The organism is Rahnella sp. ChDrAdgB13 (assembly GCF_017655185.1).
Lineage (GTDB): Bacteria > Pseudomonadota > Gammaproteobacteria > Enterobacterales > Enterobacteriaceae > Rahnella > Rahnella contaminans.
Map to the genome: position 1 here is coordinate 33,673 of NZ_JAEMGT010000044.1, position 18,831 is coordinate 52,503.

An 18,831-nucleotide genomic window follows, 5' to 3' on the forward strand; every position below is an offset into this window, starting at 1 on the left:
TAGTGCGCCCTTTTGCATAATTAATTCAGGAGCAGGAAAATGGCACTTTGGGGCGGACGTTTTACTCAGGCAGCAGACCAGCGGTTTAAAGAACTCAATGACTCACTGCGTTTCGATTACCGGCTGGCAGAACAGGATATCGTGGGCTCGGTTGCCTGGTCCAAAGCGCTGGTGACCGTCAACGTATTAACTGCTGACGAGCAAATCCAGCTGGAAGAAGCCCTGACCGTTTTGCTGGAAGAAGTCCGTGCCAATCCCCGCGCTATTTTAGCCAGCGACGCTGAAGATATTCACAGCTGGGTCGAAGGCAAGCTTATCGATAAAGTCGGCAATCTTGGCAAAAAACTGCACACAGGCCGCAGCCGTAACGATCAGGTCGCAACCGACATTAAACTGTGGTGTAAAGCGCAGGTCGTCGAACTGGGCGACGCGTTACATCATTTACAACAGGCGCTGGTCGCGACGGCCGAAGCCAATCAGGACGCCGTGATGCCGGGTTACACCCACCTGCAGCGCGCGCAGCCGGTGACTTTTGCGCACTGGTGCATGGCGTATGTGGAAATGCTGGCGCGTGATGAAAGCCGCCTGAAAGATACCCTGACCCGTCTGGACGTCAGCCCGCTGGGTTGTGGCGCACTGGCCGGTACAGCGTATCCGATGGATCGCGAGCAACTGGCGGGCTGGTTAGGTTTTGCTTCAGCGACCCGCAACAGCCTCGACAGCGTTTCCGACCGCGACCACGTGCTGGAACTGTTGTCCAACGCCGCCATCAGCATGGTTCACCTTTCCCGTTTCGCCGAAGACCTGATTTTCTTCAACACCGGCGAAGCGGCGTTTATTGATTTGTCCGACCGCGTGACGTCCGGCTCTTCCCTGATGCCGCAGAAGAAAAACCCGGATGCGCTGGAGCTGATCCGTGGCAAATGTGGTCGTGTGCAGGGCGCACTGACCGGCATGATGATGACCATGAAAGGTCTGCCGCTGGCGTACAACAAAGACATGCAGGAAGACAAAGAAGGGCTGTTCGACGCGCTCGATACCTGGCTGGATTGCCTGAACATGGCATCTCTGGTACTGGACGGGATTCAGGTGAAACGTCCGCGTGCAAAAGAAGCCGCGCAGCAGGGTTACGCGAATTCTACCGAACTGGCGGATTATCTGGTTGCCAAAGGCGTGCCGTTCCGTGAAGCGCACCATATTGTGGGTGAAGCGGTGGTCGAAGCGATTCATCAGGGCAAAGCGCTGGAAGAATTGCCGCTGGCGGATTTGCAGAAATTCAGCAGCGTGATTGGCGATGACGTTTACGCCATTCTCGAACTGCAATCCTGTCTTGATAAACGTGCGGCCAAAGGCGGTGTTTCTCCGCAGCAGGTGGCGCAGGCCATTGCCGACGCGAAAGCGCGTTTAGGTTTTTAAGCTTTCCGGCTTCTCCCCCTGTGAAGGGGGAGAAAATTACTTCAGAAACAGATGTCTTTCCACGCCCGGGGGCTGTGCGTCAGTACCTCGCTGCCCGTTTCCGTCACCAGCACGTCATCTTCAATTCTCACGCCGCCCAGACCCGGCACATAAATTCCCGGCTCGATGGTGATGATCATTCCCGGTTCCAGCGGCTGCGCATTTTGCGGGCTGAGCGCCGGCGCTTCGTGGACATCCAGCCCTAAACCGTGCCCCAGATTGTGGCTGAAGTACTCGCCAAATCCGGCCACAGAAATAATATCGCGCGCCACGGCATCAAGTTCCTGACAACGAATTCCCGGCCTGACGGCGTCACGTGCGGACTGCTGGGCGAGAAGTACCGTGTCGTAAATTGCTTTCAGTTCCGCGCTGACGTTGCCCAGCGCGAAAGTGCGCGTCATATCCGAACAGTAATGCTGATACACCGCGCCGAAATCTATCGTCACCAGTTCACCGGTCATCAGCTTTTTATCGGTCGGACGCCCGTGTGGCAACGCGCCGCGCAGGCCAGAAACCACCACGGTATCGAACGACGTTTTACTGCCGCCAGCTTGTCTCACCGCCATTTCGAGATGATCCGCCAGCGTTTTTTCGCTGATACCTGGCCTGATAAACGGGATAACCTTTTCCAGCGCGCGGTCAGCAATCGCCGCAGCCTCACGTATTTTGGCGATTTCATCGGGATATTTATGCACGCGCAAAAACGACATATCCCGGTGTTGCAGCGTCACGTTGCACTGTTTTTCCAGCGCCTGCCACGCAAGATGCGATAACTGGCTGGCATCTGCAAACAACGGTTTACCGGGGATCAGCCGTTTAATCACATCCGCGAGCGGGTTTTCGGCGGTCAGCGTCAGCACCTCAACGTCCGGGTTGTTCTGCCGGCATTCGGCGCTGTAGCGGCCATCGACCAGGATCCACAGGTCGGCTGGCGTAACCAGCACATACCCCGACGCGCTGTACAGTTCTGTTACCGCGTACTTGCTGAACCTGTCGGTCAGAAGCACGGCGGGTAGGTGCTGTTCCTGCATAAGCTGGCGCAGAACGCCCAGACGTTGCTGACGACTCATTATTTTCTCCGGGTTCAGGCGACGTCGAGCAGCCCTTTTTTGATTAAACGGTTACGGTAGAACACGCAGGTCACGGCGATAAACAGCGATCCGCCCGCCAGACCCATCAGGTAGGCCGGAATGTTGCTGATCAGCGGCCATGCCCAGATGGCGGATTCCGGGAACCATTGCACGGCACCCAGTGAAACCCCGAGCAGCGCGCCGATAATTGCCCCCACCACGTATACCGGAATGACAAACCCCGGACGTTCCAGCGCAAACGGAATCGAGCCTTCGGAAATCCCCATAAAACCGAGGAAAATCGCGGTGCGGCCAATCTGATTGAACTGGCGATCGTAAACACGCCGCCCGACCAGCCATTTGTCGATCACCGTAGACAGCCCGAGGCCGAACGAAGGAATAACGACCGCCAGACAGCGCGCGGTTATCGGCAACACTTTTTCCGTCGTAAAGCCGAGCGCCACAAACCCGGCGGCTTTGTTCACCGGTCCGCCGAGATCAAACGCCGTCGCCGCTGCCAGTAAGGTGGCGTAGAAATATGTGCCCGCCGCGCCTGCGGCCTGTAACGCTTCACGGATGAGCGTGTTCAGCCAGCCGCCGATTGGGGTTATCAGGAAAACCATCAGTAACATCGCGACAATGGCGGAAATCAGCGGGATGAAAAATGTGGTTTTGAACGCCAGCCAGTTGTGCGGCAGTTTGATGGTGTTGTTCAGCCAGCGGACGAAATACCCGACCACAAACGCGATCACGATAGCACCCAGAAAGCCCGAAGCGACCGGCGCAGCGGCGGCCCATTCACCATTGATCAGAGCCGGAATGGCGACAGGTTTAATCGAGACATAACCACCGATAAACCCGGCCGCCAGCGCCGTTTTTCCGCCGATGGAGTTGGCGGTAAATGCTGCGAACATCGGAATGGCGAAGCCAAAAAGCGTGAAACCGAAGCTTTCCATGATGCTGGCGATTTGCAGCATCCAGACCGAACTGCCGCTGTATCGCCCGCTGTTGAGCGCACCCATAATGGATTCGTCCGGCGACATTCCCAGAAAAACATAAGGAATGATTTGCGACAGCGCGCCAATCAGACCGCCCATGATCAGCACCGGGATCATGTAGGAAATACCGGTCATGATGTGTTTGCTAAATTCTTTCCAGGCATAGCTCTGGCCTTTACCTGCAGGCCCCGCAGGCGGTGTGTCGGATGCCTGACTGTGACCGGTATTAATGACTCTTTTTCTTATCGCCACGGAAAACTCCTCGCGCTTAAAAAAGCAAAAGTGGGATCACTGAGCCTGATCGGCCTCAATCTCATCAATCAGTCCGCCGGCATTTTTCACCGCATCTTTCAGTTCAACTTCATACACTTCGACGCCGTTAAAACGCTCGATATTTTGCGGCGTAATACCGGTGGCATGGATGATGACTGTGGCCTGCGCGATATCTTCTGCCGTCAGTTCGTTCTGAATACCGTCGGCACCCTGCGTTTCAATTTTCACGTCATAACCGCGCTGGCGGGCGGCGACTTCAATGGCTTCGGCTGCCATAAAGGTATGAGCAAGACCCATCGGGCAGGCGCACAGCGCAATCAGTTTTTTTGCAGACATCGTGAATTACCTCGTGTTATCGGAAGGAGCGGCGGGCAGATTTGCCAGCCGGTAAAGGGCTTCGGCGTAGATGCCGATGGCGCTGATAAAACGGCTCAGGCTGCCGTATTCGTCCGCACCGTGTGTATTGCCGGAAGAGCCGTCGGGAAATTCGCAGCCAAAAATCACCGCGTTTTGCATTGCGCTGGCGTAACTGCCTGCGCCGGTGGTGCGCGACGGGTGGTTTGTATCGCCGGTATGACGGGTGTAAATCTCGTGCAACGTCTTCACCAGCGCGCTGTCCGGCGGATAAAGGCTCGGTGATTTGACCGGCTCAATGCTGATGCGGCTGTCGGGCCAGCTGAGATTCCAGAGCGTAAGCCGTTCAGCGATGTATTCCGGGGTCAGGTTTTCGGGATAACGGACGTTCAGCGTCAGCGACACCATCCCGTTTTTGATGTTCAGTACGACGGGAACCAGCAGGATCTGACCGCATTCTCCCGGCGTATCCAGCGCGAATTGCACGCCGCTCTGGCCGGTTTCCGGCGCGGTGATTTCGCAAAGTTGTTGTGTCCAGCGTGCGCTGAAACGTTGATGAAGTAGTTGCGCGGCACCGGCAATCGGATTAAGGCAGGCCTCCGGTTTTGAGGAGTGTCCGCCGCGACCATAAAGCTGCCAGTGATTAATTTGTCCCGGTTCGGCCAGCAACGTAAAACCGTCGGGTAACGTCCAGCCGCCAGAGGAGAGCGACAATCCGTTCAGCCGGGCGACGTCAGGGATGGTGTTCAGCACGCTGCCGCAGGACACGGTCAAACCAGGCTGTTCAACCGGGGACGTCAGCGTGACCAGCAAAGAGCCTTTTTCGCCGTAAATCACCGGGAATTTTCCGTCCGGCGTAAAAGCAAAAGCAGGTTGCGGCTGCGATTCAAAATAGCGGCGAATGCAGCGGAAACCACTCTCTTCGTTGCCGCCCGCCACCAGCCGGATGCGGCGTGAGAGAGGAAGATTCAGTTCACGCAGAATATCCAGCGCCAGCCAGGCGGCAATCATCGGGCCTTTGTCATCCACGACGCCGCGACCGATCAGATTGTCGCCCAGCCGCGAGAGCTGATACGGCGGAAAATGCCAGCCGTCACCGGCGGGAACCACGTCAGCGTGACCAAAGACATACACGATTTCCTCGCCGCTGCCGTATTCAATATGCACGGCGTGGTTGTCGACATTGAGTGTGTTCAGCCCGGCGTCGTCGCCGAGTTTTTGCCACCAGCCGAGCGCGTCGGCAACGCCGCGGCCAAAAGGCGCATCCGGCTGTAGGCTGGCAGCGTCGAACGGCGAAGGGATCGCCACCCACTGGGCGAGTAAGGTGAGAAAATGCTGCGCCCGATCCCGGGCATGCGCTGCGAAGTCAGTCATTGACGTTAACCATCCGAAAAACAATGCTCACAGCATTGGGGCTGGCGGAAAAACCGTCAAAAGGCAGGGTTCAGAATTGATAAATAAAACGGGTAAAATTTTTCGCCGGTTTTTTTAAGCAGAAGCGAGAAACGCCGGAGATACCTTCAGACGCGGGTCGTCAGGCAATAATGACTCTCCGGCCAGCTGCGCATGCAGGCATTCAACTGCCCGTGTCGCCATCTCGGTATGACGTGTGGCAACCAGAGGCAAAGCCAGTTTCAGGGAATGTTCGCACTCGCCGAAACCAGCCAGAGCGATGCGCCGCGAGAACAGCCGCCATCGGGAGGTTTGCAAACCTTCGGCCAGTGCGTGATGCGCGGCCAGTAATACCGTCGGGTTGTCGCAAAGGATCGCGGAAATTTTGGGGCTTTGTTTAATGAGCTGAGTGACTGCGCGGAAGCTGTCGTCAAATGTCGCTGCACAGGGCTGACTTAACGATGCGGAAAACGCCAGACCGGCTTTCCCGAGCGCGAGCGAAAGGCCGCCCAGCCGCTCGGCGCGAACCAGCGAATGATTTTCCCCGCCGAGATAACCAATATTCTGGTGCTGTTGTTGAAGTAACGCATCCGTTGCCATGTGTGCGGCCAGCGCATTGTCGGGATGAATTGTCGCGAGCGGACCGGTATGGAAATGCGTGCCGACGCCGGTCAGCGCCACATGCCGCGCCGTCGCCCGCGCATGCAGGGCTTTCAGAGTATCAGGCTGCGCATTGAGTAATTTCCCGCAGACGAAAATCCCGCGCACGTCCTGCGCCAGAAGCTGCGCGGCGTGCTCCAGAAGCGTTGAGGTGTCTGCGTAGCCCGGGATAAGTGTGAAGCCGGTTTGTTGCAGCGCACAGGACAATTCGGGGAGTAAACCGGCGGCGAAAGCGCAATCTGGTGAAAGCAGAATGCCCGTTCGTGTGAAAGGTGCGACTGACGGTGTGGCCGGTAAACGGTAACCGAGCTGATCGATGGCCTGATAAATACGCTCCACGCCTTCGGGGGATATCCGTCCTTTGCCGCCAAGCACCAGCGAAACCGCAGCAACGGAAACGCCTGCCAGACGCGCGACATCCTGCTGAGTGATTTTTGTGCGGGGCTTTTGCGCCGTCATCGTCCTGCCATACGGAATAAATTGACCGCAAAGTGTTGCAGGAGAAGGTCGGGAAAAAACGGGCTGAGATCGCAGAAACAAAAAATGGCGGGCACTAAGCCCGCCGAAAGTTCACGTAGTCTAACTTTGCTTTTTTGTTGGTAATGCAGGGATTATCGTCTTACTTCTTACAGCTGTTTCCGGTGAAGCTTATTGTGCAACTTCGCACACTTCTTGTGTTTCTGAATGCAGGTAAACGTCCAGATCGTCGCTTCCGCCGATGTGGCGCCCACCAATAAAGACTTGCGGCACGGTCGCACGGCCGGTGACAGCGCGCAGGCTGACGGTGGTGGCGTCTTTGCCCAGTACGACTTCTTCATACTGAATACCGCGTTCCTGCAACATCTGTTTGGCTTTGGCACAGAACGGGCAGCCCGGTTTGGTGAATACGGAAACCGATTCCTGCACTTTGTATTCGGGTGCCAGGTATTTCAGCATTGTGTCTGCATCTGACACTTCAAACGGGTCGCCCGGCTTGTTTGGCTCAACGAACATTTTCTCGACCACGCCGTTACGTACCAGCATGGAATAACGCCATGAACGCGGGCCGAAACCTAAATCCGCTTTCTCGACCAGCATGTCCATGCCTTTGGTGAATTCACCGTTGCCGTCCGGAATAAAGGTAATGTTCGATGCCTTCTGTTCTGATTTCCAGGCATTCATGACGAACGTGTCGTTAACAGAGACGCACAGAATGCTGTCGACGCCGTGTTGTCTGAACACCGGTGCCAGTTCGTTGTAACGCGGCAGATGGCTTGAAGAACAGGTCGGGGTAAATGCACCCGGCAGTGAAAAGACAATCACTGTTTTGTTTTTGAACAATTCATCGGTGCTGAGATCTACCCACTGATCGCCCTGGCGGGTGTGAAAAGTAACGTGCGGTACGTGTTTCCCTTCCTGGCTTGCAAACATGAATAACCTCTTAATTAATCGATAGAATATGAATTATTTTCGGCATTGCCGTTTCGTTGAAAGGCATTATTCACGATAATGGTTGATAGATATAATCGTTGATTGCTATCTTATCTATCGTTATCGGCTATCGCATTGCCTTATAGGGACTGGAGGAAAAATGAACATTCGTGATTTAGAGTATCTTGTGGCACTGGCAGAGTTCCGCCATTTTCGTCGTGCAGCAGATTCCTGCCATGTCAGCCAGCCGACGTTAAGCGGGCAAATCCGTAAGCTGGAAGATGAACTGGGCGTGATGCTGCTTGAAAGAACCAGTCGTAAGGTGCTGTTCACACAAGCCGGTTTACTGCTGGTGGATCAGGCGCGCACGGTGCTGCGTGAAGTGAAAGTCCTCAAAGAGATGGCCAGCCAGCAGGGCGAAGCGATGTCCGGGCCGATGCATATCGGGCTAATTCCTACCGTCGGGCCTTATCTGTTGCCGCAAATCATTCCTTCACTGCATAAAACATTCCCTAAACTCGAAATGTATCTGCACGAAGCGCAAACCCATCAGTTACTGGCTCAGCTCGACAGCGGGAAGCTCGATTGCGCAATTCTGGCGCTGGTCAAAGAAAGCGAAGCTTTTATTGAAGTGCCGCTGTTTGATGAGCCGATGAAACTGGCGATCTACGACGATCATCCGTGGGCATCACGCGATCGCGTGGCGATGGCAGATCTGGCGGGTGAAAAACTGCTGATGCTGGAAGACGGACATTGTCTGCGCGATCAGGCGCTCGGTTTTTGCTTCCAGGCAGGGGCGGACGAAGATACGCATTTCCGCGCAACCAGTCTGGAAACGCTGCGTAATATGGTAGCGGCGGGAAGTGGCATTACCTTGCTGCCTTCGCTGGCCGTGCCGAATGAGCGCAGCCGCGATGGTGTCACGTATCTGACGTGTGACAAACCGGAACCCCGTCGCACGATCGCGCTGGTATATCGTCCCGGTTCGCCACTGCGTGGGCGCTATGAACAACTGGCTGAAGCCATCAAAGAGCACATGCAACCTTATATGGATAAAGCTGCGGGCTTAAAAAAGGCGGTTTAATCCGTTCAGTGCCGCTACGCGATAAGCTTCTGCCATGGTCGGATAGTTGAAGGTGGTATTAACGAAATACTCGATAGTATTGCCTTCGCCTTTCTGTTCCATGATTGCCTGGCCGATGTGAATAATCTCGGCGGCGCGCTCTCCAAAGCAGTGAATACCCAGAATTTCTTTGGTATCACGATGGAACAGCAGCTTGAGGCTCCCCACATTCATTCCGGCGATTTGCGCGCGTGCCAGATGCTTAAACTGCGCGCGGCCCACTTCGTAAGGCACCTTCATGGACGTCAGTTCCTGCTCGGTTTTGCCGACGGAGCTGATTTCAGGAATGGTATAAATGCCGGTCGGAATGTTTTCGATCAGATGCACTTTCGCTTCCCCCTGAATCATCGCCTGTGCGGCAATGCGGCCCTGATCGTAAGCCGCTGAAGCCAGACTCGGATAGCCAATGACGTCGCCGACGGCATAAATATGCGACAAAGCCGTCTGATACATGCTGTTTACTTTGAGCAAACCGCGGCTGTCGGCTTCAAGACCAATATTTTCCAGACCCAGTTTGTCAGTGTTACCGGTGCGTCCGTTAGCGTACAACAGCGCGTCAGCTTTCACTTTCTTACCGGATTTCAGGTGCATGATCACGCCGTCTTCCACGCCTTCAATCATCTCGAATTCTTCGTTGTGGCGGATAACCACACCGTTATTCCAGAAGTGATAAGACAACGCGTCTGACATTTCCTGATCGAGGAAAGACAGCAACCGGTCACGGGTGTTGATTAAGTCCACTTTTACGTTCAGACCGCGGAAGATAGAGGCATATTCGCAGCCGATAACGCCCGCGCCATAAATGATGACGTGGCGGGGTTCGTGGCTCAGTTCGAGGATCAGGTCGCTGTCATAAATGCGCGGATGACCAAAATCGACGTTGGCCGGACGGTAAGGGCGCGAACCACAGGCAATCACGATGTTGTCGGCGGTGATTTGTTCGTGCGTGTTATCGGCGTAGCGGATGTTGATGGTATTGGCATCGACAAAACTGGCGTCGCCGGAGAACAGCTGGCATTGGTTTCTTTCGTAGAAACCCTGACGCATGCGGGTTTGCTGATTAATGACGGAATCTGCATGACGCAAAATATCCGGGAAACTGGAGCTCAGGGTGCGGGAGTTATCACTGTAGAGCGGGTTTTGGTTAAATTCGATGATTCTGCTGACGGCGTGACGCAATGCTTTGGAAGGGATGGTTCCCCAGTGAGTACATCCGCCACCGACGTTGTTATAGCGTTCGATGACAGCAACCCGGGCGCCTTGTTTAACCAGTCCCATCGCGGCGCCTTCTCCGCCAGGGCCTGAGCCAATGATGATGGCATCAAAATGTGAGTGCTGTGGCATAGTTCGAAACCTATTTTTATACAAAATCACAACGAGAAAGTAACATATTACACCTAATTACCCCACATGCAGTTGTCATTTAATGGTAATACGGCAACATTCTGACCCACTTTATGCTGTGGTATCTATGGCTCCGCCCGGTAAAAATTTTGGTATAGTGAAGCTATAACGGGCGAATAATCAAAAAGAAGAACATTATCCGGATGAATGTTATGGGCGTAAGAGCACAACAAAAAGAGCGCACGCGTCGCTCACTGATTGAAGCGGCTTTTAGCCAGCTGAGTGCCGAGCGCAGCTTTGCCAGTCTGAGTTTGCGTGAAGTGTCCCGTGAAGCGGGTATTGCGCCGACGTCCTTTTACCGGCATTTCCGTGACGTGGATGAACTGGGTCTGACGATGGTTGATGAAAGCGGTTTGATGCTGCGCCAGCTGATGCGCCAGGCGCGCCAGCGTATTGCCAAAGGCGGCAGCGTGATCCGCACGTCGGTTTCGACTTTCATGGAGTTCATCGGAAATAACCCCAACGCCTTTCGTCTGCTGTTGCGCGAACGTTCCGGTACGTCTTCCGCTTTTCGTGCGGCTGTCGCCCGTGAAATTCAGCATTTTATTGCGGAACTTGCCGACTATCTGCAACTCGAAAACCACATGCCGCGCAGTTTTACCGAAGCGCAGGCCGAAGCGATGGTGATCATTGTTTTCAACGCCGGTGCGGAAGCGCTGGACGTGGATATCGCACAGCGCCGCCAGCTGGAAGAGCGTCTGGTGTTGCAACTGCGCATGATTTCTAAAGGTGCGTATTACTGGTATCGCCGGCAGCAGGAAAGAACGGCGGTGACTCCTATTCACAATAAGACCAGAGGTAAAGAAGATGACCGAACAAGCGAACCAGGATAATGGCACTCTGGTTTTGGCTTTGATTGCCGGACTGTCGATTAATGGCACTTTCGATGCGTTATTCAGCTCCGTCGTCGCGTTTTCGATATTCCCGATAATCGCCCTGGTGTTGTCGGTGTATTGCCTTCATGTTCGTTATCACAAAGGCGAAATGCCCACCGGTTTACCGGTGCTGGCTGCGGCCTCTTTCCTTCTCGGATTGCTACTTTACAGTACGTTTGTCCGCGTGGAATATCCTGAATTAGGGTCGAATTCTCTGCCATTGCTGATCAGTGTCGTGCTTTTGTTCTGGATAGGATTGAAGCTGAAAAAGCGTAAATCGACGACGCAGTAACTTCCTCATTCCTATGAAAAATCAGGCAACTTTCAGGTTGCCTTTTTTATGCCTTACGCCTGACCGCGACCTTTTGTAATCTTCTCCGACTGTCTTTTTATGAACTGTCATTTCATAAATATCAAACCTATGTTCAATATTTAGATATTGATCGTCCACTTCTTTATTTCTTTGCCATAAAGTCTGTCTGAGTGGCAAAAACCAAAAGGTTTTCATCCGGGCTCCTCGCTAATTTGAATCATGGCCGGACGAAGTATTTTCGTTCGCATTCAGCCTACGCCTACAGGTGATTTAACAGAGGCCAGACGGCAATGAAAACACGTAAGATAGGATTCTTTAATTACATCGCCTACGGTTCTGGCGATTTTCTGGGGGCAGGCACCACAGCCCTGACCGCGGCGTGGCTGCTTTATTTCTACACCACGTTCTGCGGCCTTTCGCCCATCGAAGCGACCTTCATCTTTGCGACCGCGCGCGTCGCCGATGCGGTGTTAAGCCCGTTAATGGGGTATCTCACGGATAACTTTGGTAATACCTGGCTCGGCAAACGATTCGGTCGCCGTAAGTTCTTTATTCTGCTTGGTATTCCCTGCGTGTTCAGCTACAGCTTCATGTGGGTGGGCGACATGGGATATGTCTATTACCTGCTGACCTATCTGCTGTTCGATATCGTCTACACCATGATTCTGGTGCCGTATGAGACGCTGGTGCCGGAAATGACCGACGATTTCAAACAGAAAACCAAATTCTCTGGAGCCCGTATCGCGCTGGCGCAGCTTTCTGCCATTCTCGCCGCTTTCCTGCCGGGAATTCTGTTGCAGCATTTTGGCAAAGATAATGCCATTTCCTTCTTCTATTCGAGTCTGGTCTTTGCGGTGATCTGCGCCTTCGTACTGACGCTGGTGTACTTCTTTACCTGGGAACGGCCGGAAGAACTCAAATCCGAAGCCACGAAGAAAATTGAGCGCGAACGCCAGCAGCTGACGCTGGTGCAAAGCCTGAAACGCCTGAAAGTGGAACTGTCCTCGACGCTGCGTATCAAAATTTTCCGTCAGCATCTGGGTTTGTATCTCGGCGGGTATATTGCGCAGGACGTGTTTAACGCTGTCTTCACGTACTACGTGGTGTTTGTGCTGATGCAAAGTGCGGCGATTGCTTCCAACCTCATGGGCATGATGGCGATTCTGCAATTTGTGGCGGTTATCGGGATGATCCCGCTGTGCATCCGCTTCGGACCAGCACCGTCCTATCGTCTGGCCGTAACGTTATTCGGGCTGGCGGCGATTTCTTACGGCGTGCTCTATTACACCGGAATGAACGATTCAATGTCGTTACTGCTGCTGATTTCTGCGCTGGCAGGGCTCGGGCGCGGCGGGATCAACTACGTGCCGTGGAATATCTACACCTATATCGCCGATGTCGATGAAACGATTACCGGCCAGCGCCGCGAGGGGATTTTCGCCGGTGTGATGACGCTGACACGAAAAGCCTCGCAGGCCGGTGCCGTGATGCTGGTGGGGATTATCCTGCAACTCGCCGGATTTGTTTCCGGGCAGAGCCAGCAGGTTCCGGCTGTCGGCCACACCATTCTCGGCGTTCTGGTGATCGGCTCACTGCTGATGCTCAGCATGGGCTTCATCATTTCACTGTTCTTCCGCCTTAATCAGAAAACGCACGGCGTGCTGACCCGCGAAACGCAGAAAATGCGTGACGCGAACCGCATCGTGCCGGAGCAAATTACGCCGGAAGATCGGGCGATCGTCGAAATGCTGACAGGGATGAAATACGAATCGCTGTGGGGCAACAACAATATTGGTTATTTGCATCGCCACAATCCGCCACCTGAAAAGCTGACCCGTGAAAATGCCGCCGAAATTCCGGCACAGGGACGTTTGTAAATTTGGTGAATATTTATCAGGAGAACACCATGAAAGTTTTTGAAGTGAAACACAGTGCGCTTTTACGCCAGCCAGAACATTTCATTTCGCGCAATGAACTGAAAGCGCTGATCCACAATGTGACGGACAATCTGGTGAATATCGAAGATAAAACCGGTGAGTTCCTGTTGCGGCTCGACGATGGCCGCGTCATTGACACCAAAGGCTGGGCGGGTTGGGAATGGACGCACGGCATCGGGCTTTACGGTATTTATCAGTATTATCAGCAGACCGGCGACGAGAAAATGCGGGCGGTGATCGACGACTGGTTTAGCGCGCGTCTGGCGGAAGGCACGCCGACGAAAAACGTGAATACCATGAGCCCGTTCCTGACGCTGGCTTACCGTTATGAAGAAACCGGTAATGCGGCATGGCGGCCCTATCTGGAACGCTGGGCGGAATGGGTAATGTATGAAATGCCGCGCACTGATAAAGGTGCGATGCAGCACATCGTTTATAACAACGAAAATCATCAGCAGATGTGGGATGACACGCTAATGATGAGTGTGCTGCCGCTGGCGAAAATCGGCAAATTGCTGGATCGGCCTGAGTTTGTGGAAGAAGCAACTTACCAGTTTCTGGTTCACGTTCAGTACCTGATGGATCGCGAAACCGGCCTGTGGTTCCACGGCTGGACGTTCGACGGTCATCATAATTTTGCTCAGGCCCGCTGGGCACGCGGTAACAGCTGGCTGACGATTGCTATTCCCGAGTTCCTCGAACTGGTGGATTTGCCAGAGAACAACGCCACCCGCCGCTATCTGTTACAGGTGCTGGAAAGCCAGGTCAGCGCGCTGGCGAAATGTCAGGATGACAGCGGTTTGTGGCATACGCTGCTCGACGATCCACACTCTTACCTGGAAAGCTCAGCGACAGCCGGATTTGCTTACGGCATTCTGAAAGCAGTGCGTAAACGTTATATCGATGCGTCGTATGCGCCGGTGGCGGAGAAAGCCATTCAGGGCGTGATCAAACACATCAATCCGGCAGGCGAGCTGACGCAAACGTCATTCGGCACGGCGATGGGTAATGATCTCGATTTCTATCGCGAAATCGCGCTGACGTCGATGCCTTACGGGCAGGCGATGGCTATTCTTTGTCTGTCAGAATATCTGCGGGTTTATTTGTAATAGGGTGGATAACGGCCAGAAATAAAAACGGGCACCTTCTGAGTGCCCGTTTTTTGTTTTTTCATTCGCCGTCAGATTTTTTCCAGCAGCACGCCAGATTCCATATGGTGCGTGTACGGGAACTGATCGAACAATGCCAGGCGCGTGACGCGGTGGGTCTTACTCAGTGTTTCCAGATTCGCGCACAGCGTTTCCGGATTGCAGGAGATATAAAGAATACGGTCGTAGCCAGCCACCATTTTCACGGTTTCGTCATCCAGCCCGCTGCGCGGCGGATCGACAAAAATTGTGTTGCACTCATATCCGCTTAAATCGACATCCTGCAGGCGGCGGAATTCCCGCACGCCATTGAGCGCCTGGGTAAAATCTTCAGCCGCCATGCGGATAATCTGCACGTTATCGATATGGTTCGCGGCAATGTTGTATTGCGCGGCGGCGACGGAAGGTTTGGCGATTTCCGTGGCCAGCACACGACGGAAATTACGTGCCAGAGCCAGCGAGAAGTTGCCATTCCCGCAGTAAAGCTCCAGCAAATCGCCGGTAGAATTTTCCGTAGCCTTGAGTGCCCACTCCAGCATCTGAATATTCATTTCAGCGTTTGGCTGGGTGAAGCTGTTTTCCACCTGACGGTAAATCATATCGCGGCCCGCCACCGGCAGAACCTCATCGACATAATCCTGGTCGAGCATGATTTTGGTTTTCGCAGCGCGGCCAATCAGCTGGATATCAAAACCGTCAGCACGCAACTGGTCGCGCAGAATTGTGGCGGCCTGCTGCCATTCATCATCAAGCTTACGATGGTAAAGCAGTGAGGCGATGATTTTGCCGCTGCGGGTCGAGAGATAGTCGAGCTGGAAGATCTTACGGCGCAACGCCGGATCTTGTTTGATGGCTGAGATAAGCACCGGCATCAGGCGGTTAATCAGTTCGCTGGCGGTCGGGAACTGATCCACGCGCACGCGGGCTTTAGTCTGCTGATCAAACATGATGTGGTAAAGGTCGCCCTCATCGTGCCAGACGCGAAATTCCGCGCGCATCCGATAATGGCTGACGGGAGAACGGAAAACGTCAGGCTGCGGCGCATTAAATGGCGACATCATCGCCGTGAGACGTGCGGTCTTTTCCGCCAGCTGGTCGTCGTACTTTTCAATGGGCAGGTTTTCAGGCGTCATCGGTTATCTCGTCTAGCAGGGAATGAATGGACAAACTTAGCGGGGGATTGTAGGGAATGTCTCCGTTAAGTCCACCATTGTTACATTTATATCGTGAAAGCTTACTTGCTATTACGGATGTCTGGATTTCCAAATAGGTTGATCGTACGATTGCGTTTCGGCCTCATTGACTGAGTTAAAAGGGAATCCGGTGTGAATCCGGAACTGGCGCGCAGCGGTATGGGGAAATCACGGCGATAGCATTCTTTATTATGCAGACACTGTTTCCTGCTTCTCTTTCCTTATACAGGAAAGAAGAAAGAGGGGATGGGAAGTCATCGCCCGGTGCGGGTTATCTCAAATAATTACGACGTAATTAATGAGCCTGCAAATCCTAAGTCCGAAGACCTGCCGATGTTACGTCGCATTAATCATCGTCGTCGCGAATTATCGCCGGTGATCCTCTGCGGCATCCGCCAATTAAGTTTGGATGCTCGATTCATGACAATTAAAAAGCATGTGCTGCTGACGGCATTATCCGTCACGGCTTTTTCAGGGTGGGCGCAAGACAGTACTTCCACAAACAGCAGCGATAATATGGTGGTGACCGCTAACCGTTTTCCACAGCCCGTTTCTTCTGTATTAGCGCCAACGGATATCGTCACGCGCGAAGATATCGACCGGTGGCAGTCGAAATCCGTGGCCGATGTGCTGCGCCGTTTACCGGGTGTGGACATCAGCCAGAGCGGCGGAATGGGTCAGCTGACCTCTGTGTATGTTCGCGGCACCAGCTCCAGCCATACTTTGGTACTGATGGACGGTATTCGTCTTAATCAGGCGGGTATTTCCGGCTCCGTCGATATCAGTCAAATTCCTCTTTCATTAGTTCAGCGCATTGAATTTATTCGCGGCCCGCGTTCGGCGGTTTATGGTTCCGATGCCATTGGCGGCGTCATCAACATTATTACGACGCGCGACAAAGATGGTACAACGCTCGGGGCGGGTGTCGGCTCGCACGGTTATCAGAACTACAATGGCTCAACGCAGCAGAAATTAGGTGAGAACACTACGCTGACGGCGGCAGGGGATTACACCTACACCCGTGGAATCGATGTGGTCGCGGATGGCAATAACGGCGGTGTTCCTCAGCCCGACCGTGACGGCTTCATGAGCAAGACACTGTATCTGGCGCTGCAGCATCAGTTCAATGAAGAGATCAGCGGCTTTGCACGTGCGTACGGATATGACAACCGCACGGCTTATGATGCGTATTATTCGCCGGGCAGCGCGCTGATTGATACCCGTCAGCTTTACAGCCGGACATACGACACCGGTCTGCGTTATCAGAATGGCATTTACGCCACACAGTTAATTGGCAGCTACAGCCACGTCAAAGACTATAACTACGATCCTAAATACGGCCCGTATGACGCTTCCGCTTCTCTGGACGATTCCGATCAGTACAACCTGCAATGGGGTAATACGTTCCAGATAGGGAAAGGGGAAGTCAGTGCGGGTCTGGACTGGCAGAAACTGACGACCGAACCGGGTACCAGCTATCTGGCAGATGGCTATGACCAGCACAACACCGGTGTGTATCTGACCACCCAGCAAAAAATCAGCGATTTCACGCTGGAAGGCGCGGTGCGTAGCGACGATAACTCTCAGTTCGGTCAGCATACCACTTGGCAAAGCAGCGCTGCCTGGGAGTTCGTCGATGGTTATCGTCTGATTGCTTCTTACGGCACGGCGTACAAATCGCCGAACCTGAGCCAGCTTTACAGCGATTACTATGGTAATCCTGATCTCAAGCCAGAAGAAAGTAAGCAATGGGAAGGCGGGCTGGAAGGTCTGACGGGGCCTCTTAGCTGGCGTCTGAACGTCTATCGTAACGATATCGATCAGATGATCGCTTACAACGATTCCACCAGTAATTATTACAACATCGGGAAAGCGACGATTAAAGGCGTCGAATGGACGGGTTCATTCGATACCGGTCCGCTACAACACCAGATTACGCTGGAATATCTTGATCCGCGTGACGCGACCACCAACGAGATCCTGACCCGCCGCGCCAAACAGCAGGCGAAATACCAGATTGACTGGAACATCGCTGACATCGACTGGTCGATTAATTATCAGTATCTGGGACAGCGTTACGACACCGATTACGGTACTTATCCTTATCAGACCGTTAAACTGGGCGGTGTAAGTTTGTGGGATCTTGCGGCCTCATATCCTGTGACCTCACACCTGACAGTTCGTGGTAGAATTGCCAACTTGTTTGATAAAGATTACGAGACGGCTTATGGCTATGCCACACCAGGACGTGAGTACTACCTCTCTGGAAGCTATACCTTCTGACATAACGCAAGTTCCTGACCGTCCGACGGTGCTGGTTTTCGATTCCGGCGTCGGCGGGTTGTCGGTGTATGATGAGGTCCGGCAGATGTTGCCGGATCTGCACTATATATACGCCTTCGATAATGTGGCTTTCCCTTACGGTGAAAAGTCAGAAGAATTTATCGTTGAGCGCGTCGTCGAGATCGTCAGTGCCGTCTCGAGACGCCATCCCCTCTCTATTATTGTCATAGCCTGTAACACGGCGAGCACCGTTTCCCTTCCTGCATTGCGCGCCAAATTCAGTTGTCCGGTCGTCGGCGTTGTCCCGGCCATCAAACCTGCGGCGAAATTAACGCGCAACGGAGTTGTCGGGTTGCTGGCAACGCGTGCGACGGTTCAGCGTCCTTATACGCATGATCTGGTCGCACGGTTCGCGACGGATTGTCAGATTTTGATGTTGGGTTCAGCCGAGCTGGTCGAACTGGCGGAAGCGAAGCTGCATGGCGAAGAAGTTTCACTGGCTGCGCTGAAGAAAATCTTGCATCCGTGGCTGCGTTTGCGCGAACCCCCGGACACAGTGGTATTAGGTTGCACACACTTCCCGCTCCTTTCGGAAGAGTTGTCACAGGTTTTACCCGACGGTACGCGTATGATCGACTCCGGTTCTGCGATTGCACGCCGCGCACATTGGTTAATTGAGACATCTCACGTGCCGATTCCAAAAATAAATCCGGAAGTTGAAATAGAAAGTGTGGCGTATTGCATGGCGATGACGGCCGAAGCGCAAAGTCTGCTGCCTGTTTTGCAGTCATATGGCTTCAGAAGTATCCAGGAATTGCCGCTTTAAACGTCATTTGATGAAAGATTCAGCGGTCAGTAAATTATTTGTATTTTAGGGGTTGCGGCCTTCTGAGAACTCCCTATAATGCGCCTCCACTGACCGGGAACAACGACTGACAAGTCG

17 protein-coding genes and 1 riboswitch are annotated in these 18,831 nt (G+C 53.7%); of the genes, 8 read left to right on the top strand and 9 right to left on the bottom strand.

Annotated features, from left to right (window positions below):
- Positions 1 to 39 precede the first annotated feature (39 nt).
- A complete protein-coding gene (argH, locus tag J8X26_RS14145) occupies positions 40 to 1,416 on the top strand; it encodes an argininosuccinate lyase (RefSeq protein WP_152325039.1) in 1,377 nt (458 codons plus the stop codon).
- A 41-nt stretch (positions 1,417 to 1,457) separates the two neighbouring features.
- On the opposite strand, the gene J8X26_RS14150 is transcribed toward argH, so the two are convergent.
- The 6 genes from J8X26_RS14150 to J8X26_RS14175 all read right to left on the bottom strand — a co-directional run bounded on the left by J8X26_RS14150 (position 1,458) and on the right by J8X26_RS14175 (position 7,612).
- The gene (locus tag J8X26_RS14150; protein WP_208951171.1) at positions 1,458 to 2,525 is read right to left on the bottom strand and encodes an aminopeptidase P family protein; all 1,068 of its coding nucleotides are present in this window, start codon (positions 2,523 to 2,525) and stop codon (positions 1,458 to 1,460) included.
- Positions 2,526 to 2,539: 14 nt separating this feature from the next.
- Positions 2,540 to 3,775, bottom strand: coding sequence for a PTS fructose transporter subunit IIC (locus tag J8X26_RS14155; protein WP_208951172.1), 1,236 nt, complete (start codon positions 3,773 to 3,775; stop codon positions 2,540 to 2,542).
- Between the two features lie 36 nt (positions 3,776 to 3,811).
- Positions 3,812 to 4,132: a PTS fructose transporter subunit IIB gene (locus J8X26_RS14160; protein WP_152325041.1), complete on the bottom strand. Its 321-nt coding sequence runs from the start codon at positions 4,130 to 4,132 to the stop codon at positions 3,812 to 3,814.
- A 6-nt stretch (positions 4,133 to 4,138) separates the two neighbouring features.
- Positions 4,139 to 5,524, bottom strand: coding sequence for a Sapep family Mn(2+)-dependent dipeptidase (locus J8X26_RS14165; protein ID WP_208951173.1), 1,386 nt, complete (start codon positions 5,522 to 5,524; stop codon positions 4,139 to 4,141).
- Between the two features lie 114 nt (positions 5,525 to 5,638).
- Entirely contained in the window at positions 5,639 to 6,661 is a 1,023-nt protein-coding gene (locus tag J8X26_RS14170; protein WP_208951174.1) for a LacI family DNA-binding transcriptional regulator, read from the bottom strand.
- Between the two features lie 189 nt (positions 6,662 to 6,850).
- A complete protein-coding gene (locus J8X26_RS14175) occupies positions 6,851 to 7,612 on the bottom strand; it encodes a glutathione peroxidase (RefSeq protein WP_208951175.1) in 762 nt (253 codons plus the stop codon).
- 160 nt (positions 7,613 to 7,772) lie between these two features.
- Here J8X26_RS14175 and oxyR point away from each other — a divergent pair, with 160 nt between their 5' ends.
- Complete coding sequence (oxyR, locus tag J8X26_RS14180; protein WP_152325045.1) at positions 7,773 to 8,696, top strand: DNA-binding transcriptional regulator OxyR; 924 nt, start codon at positions 7,773 to 7,775, stop codon at positions 8,694 to 8,696.
- Here the strand turns inward: oxyR and sthA are convergent.
- Positions 8,679 to 10,079: a Si-specific NAD(P)(+) transhydrogenase gene (gene sthA, locus J8X26_RS14185; protein WP_152325046.1), complete on the bottom strand. Its 1,401-nt coding sequence runs from the start codon at positions 10,077 to 10,079 to the stop codon at positions 8,679 to 8,681. The two genes, oxyR and sthA, sit on opposite strands and share 18 nt — an antisense overlap.
- A gap of 212 nt (positions 10,080 to 10,291) precedes the next feature.
- Between sthA and fabR the strand changes: the two genes are divergently transcribed.
- Positions 10,292 to 10,972 (top strand): HTH-type transcriptional repressor FabR, encoded by a 681-nt coding sequence (gene fabR / locus J8X26_RS14190; RefSeq protein ID WP_152325047.1) that lies wholly within the window; start codon positions 10,292 to 10,294, stop codon positions 10,970 to 10,972.
- Entirely contained in the window at positions 10,947 to 11,306 is a 360-nt protein-coding gene (locus J8X26_RS14195; RefSeq protein ID WP_165062046.1) for a YijD family membrane protein, read from the top strand. The genes fabR and J8X26_RS14195 overlap by 26 nt, the downstream gene beginning before the upstream one ends.
- A gap of 21 nt (positions 11,307 to 11,327) precedes the next feature.
- On the opposite strand, the gene J8X26_RS14200 is transcribed toward J8X26_RS14195, so the two are convergent.
- Positions 11,328 to 11,522: a hypothetical protein gene (locus tag J8X26_RS14200; protein ID WP_208951176.1), complete on the bottom strand. Its 195-nt coding sequence runs from the start codon at positions 11,520 to 11,522 to the stop codon at positions 11,328 to 11,330.
- A 95-nt stretch (positions 11,523 to 11,617) separates the two neighbouring features.
- Between J8X26_RS14200 and J8X26_RS14205 the strand changes: the two genes are divergently transcribed.
- Positions 11,618 to 13,204, top strand: a complete 1,587-nt coding sequence (locus J8X26_RS14205) for an MFS transporter (protein WP_152325050.1) — start codon at positions 11,618 to 11,620, stop codon at positions 13,202 to 13,204.
- 29 nt (positions 13,205 to 13,233) lie between these two features.
- Entirely contained in the window at positions 13,234 to 14,373 is a 1,140-nt protein-coding gene (locus tag J8X26_RS14210; RefSeq protein WP_152325051.1) for a glycoside hydrolase family 105 protein, read from the top strand.
- A gap of 71 nt (positions 14,374 to 14,444) precedes the next feature.
- Here the strand turns inward: J8X26_RS14210 and trmA are convergent, their stop codons facing one another.
- Entirely contained in the window at positions 14,445 to 15,545 is a 1,101-nt protein-coding gene (trmA, locus tag J8X26_RS14215; RefSeq protein ID WP_208951177.1) for a tRNA (uridine(54)-C5)-methyltransferase TrmA, read from the bottom strand.
- Between the two features lie 141 nt (positions 15,546 to 15,686).
- Positions 15,687 to 15,955: riboswitch (cobalamin riboswitch) on the top strand.
- A 70-nt stretch (positions 15,956 to 16,025) separates the two neighbouring features.
- Here trmA and btuB point away from each other — a divergent pair.
- Both btuB and murI read left to right on the top strand, forming a co-directional pair.
- On the top strand, positions 16,026 to 17,888 hold the full coding sequence (gene btuB / locus J8X26_RS14220; RefSeq protein WP_152325053.1) for a TonB-dependent vitamin B12 receptor BtuB: 1,863 nt from the start codon (positions 16,026 to 16,028) through the stop codon (positions 17,886 to 17,888).
- Entirely contained in the window at positions 17,833 to 18,714 is an 882-nt protein-coding gene (gene murI, locus J8X26_RS14225) for a glutamate racemase (RefSeq protein WP_152325054.1), read from the top strand. The genes btuB and murI overlap by 56 nt, the downstream gene beginning before the upstream one ends.
- Positions 18,715 to 18,831: the final 117 nt, after the last annotated feature.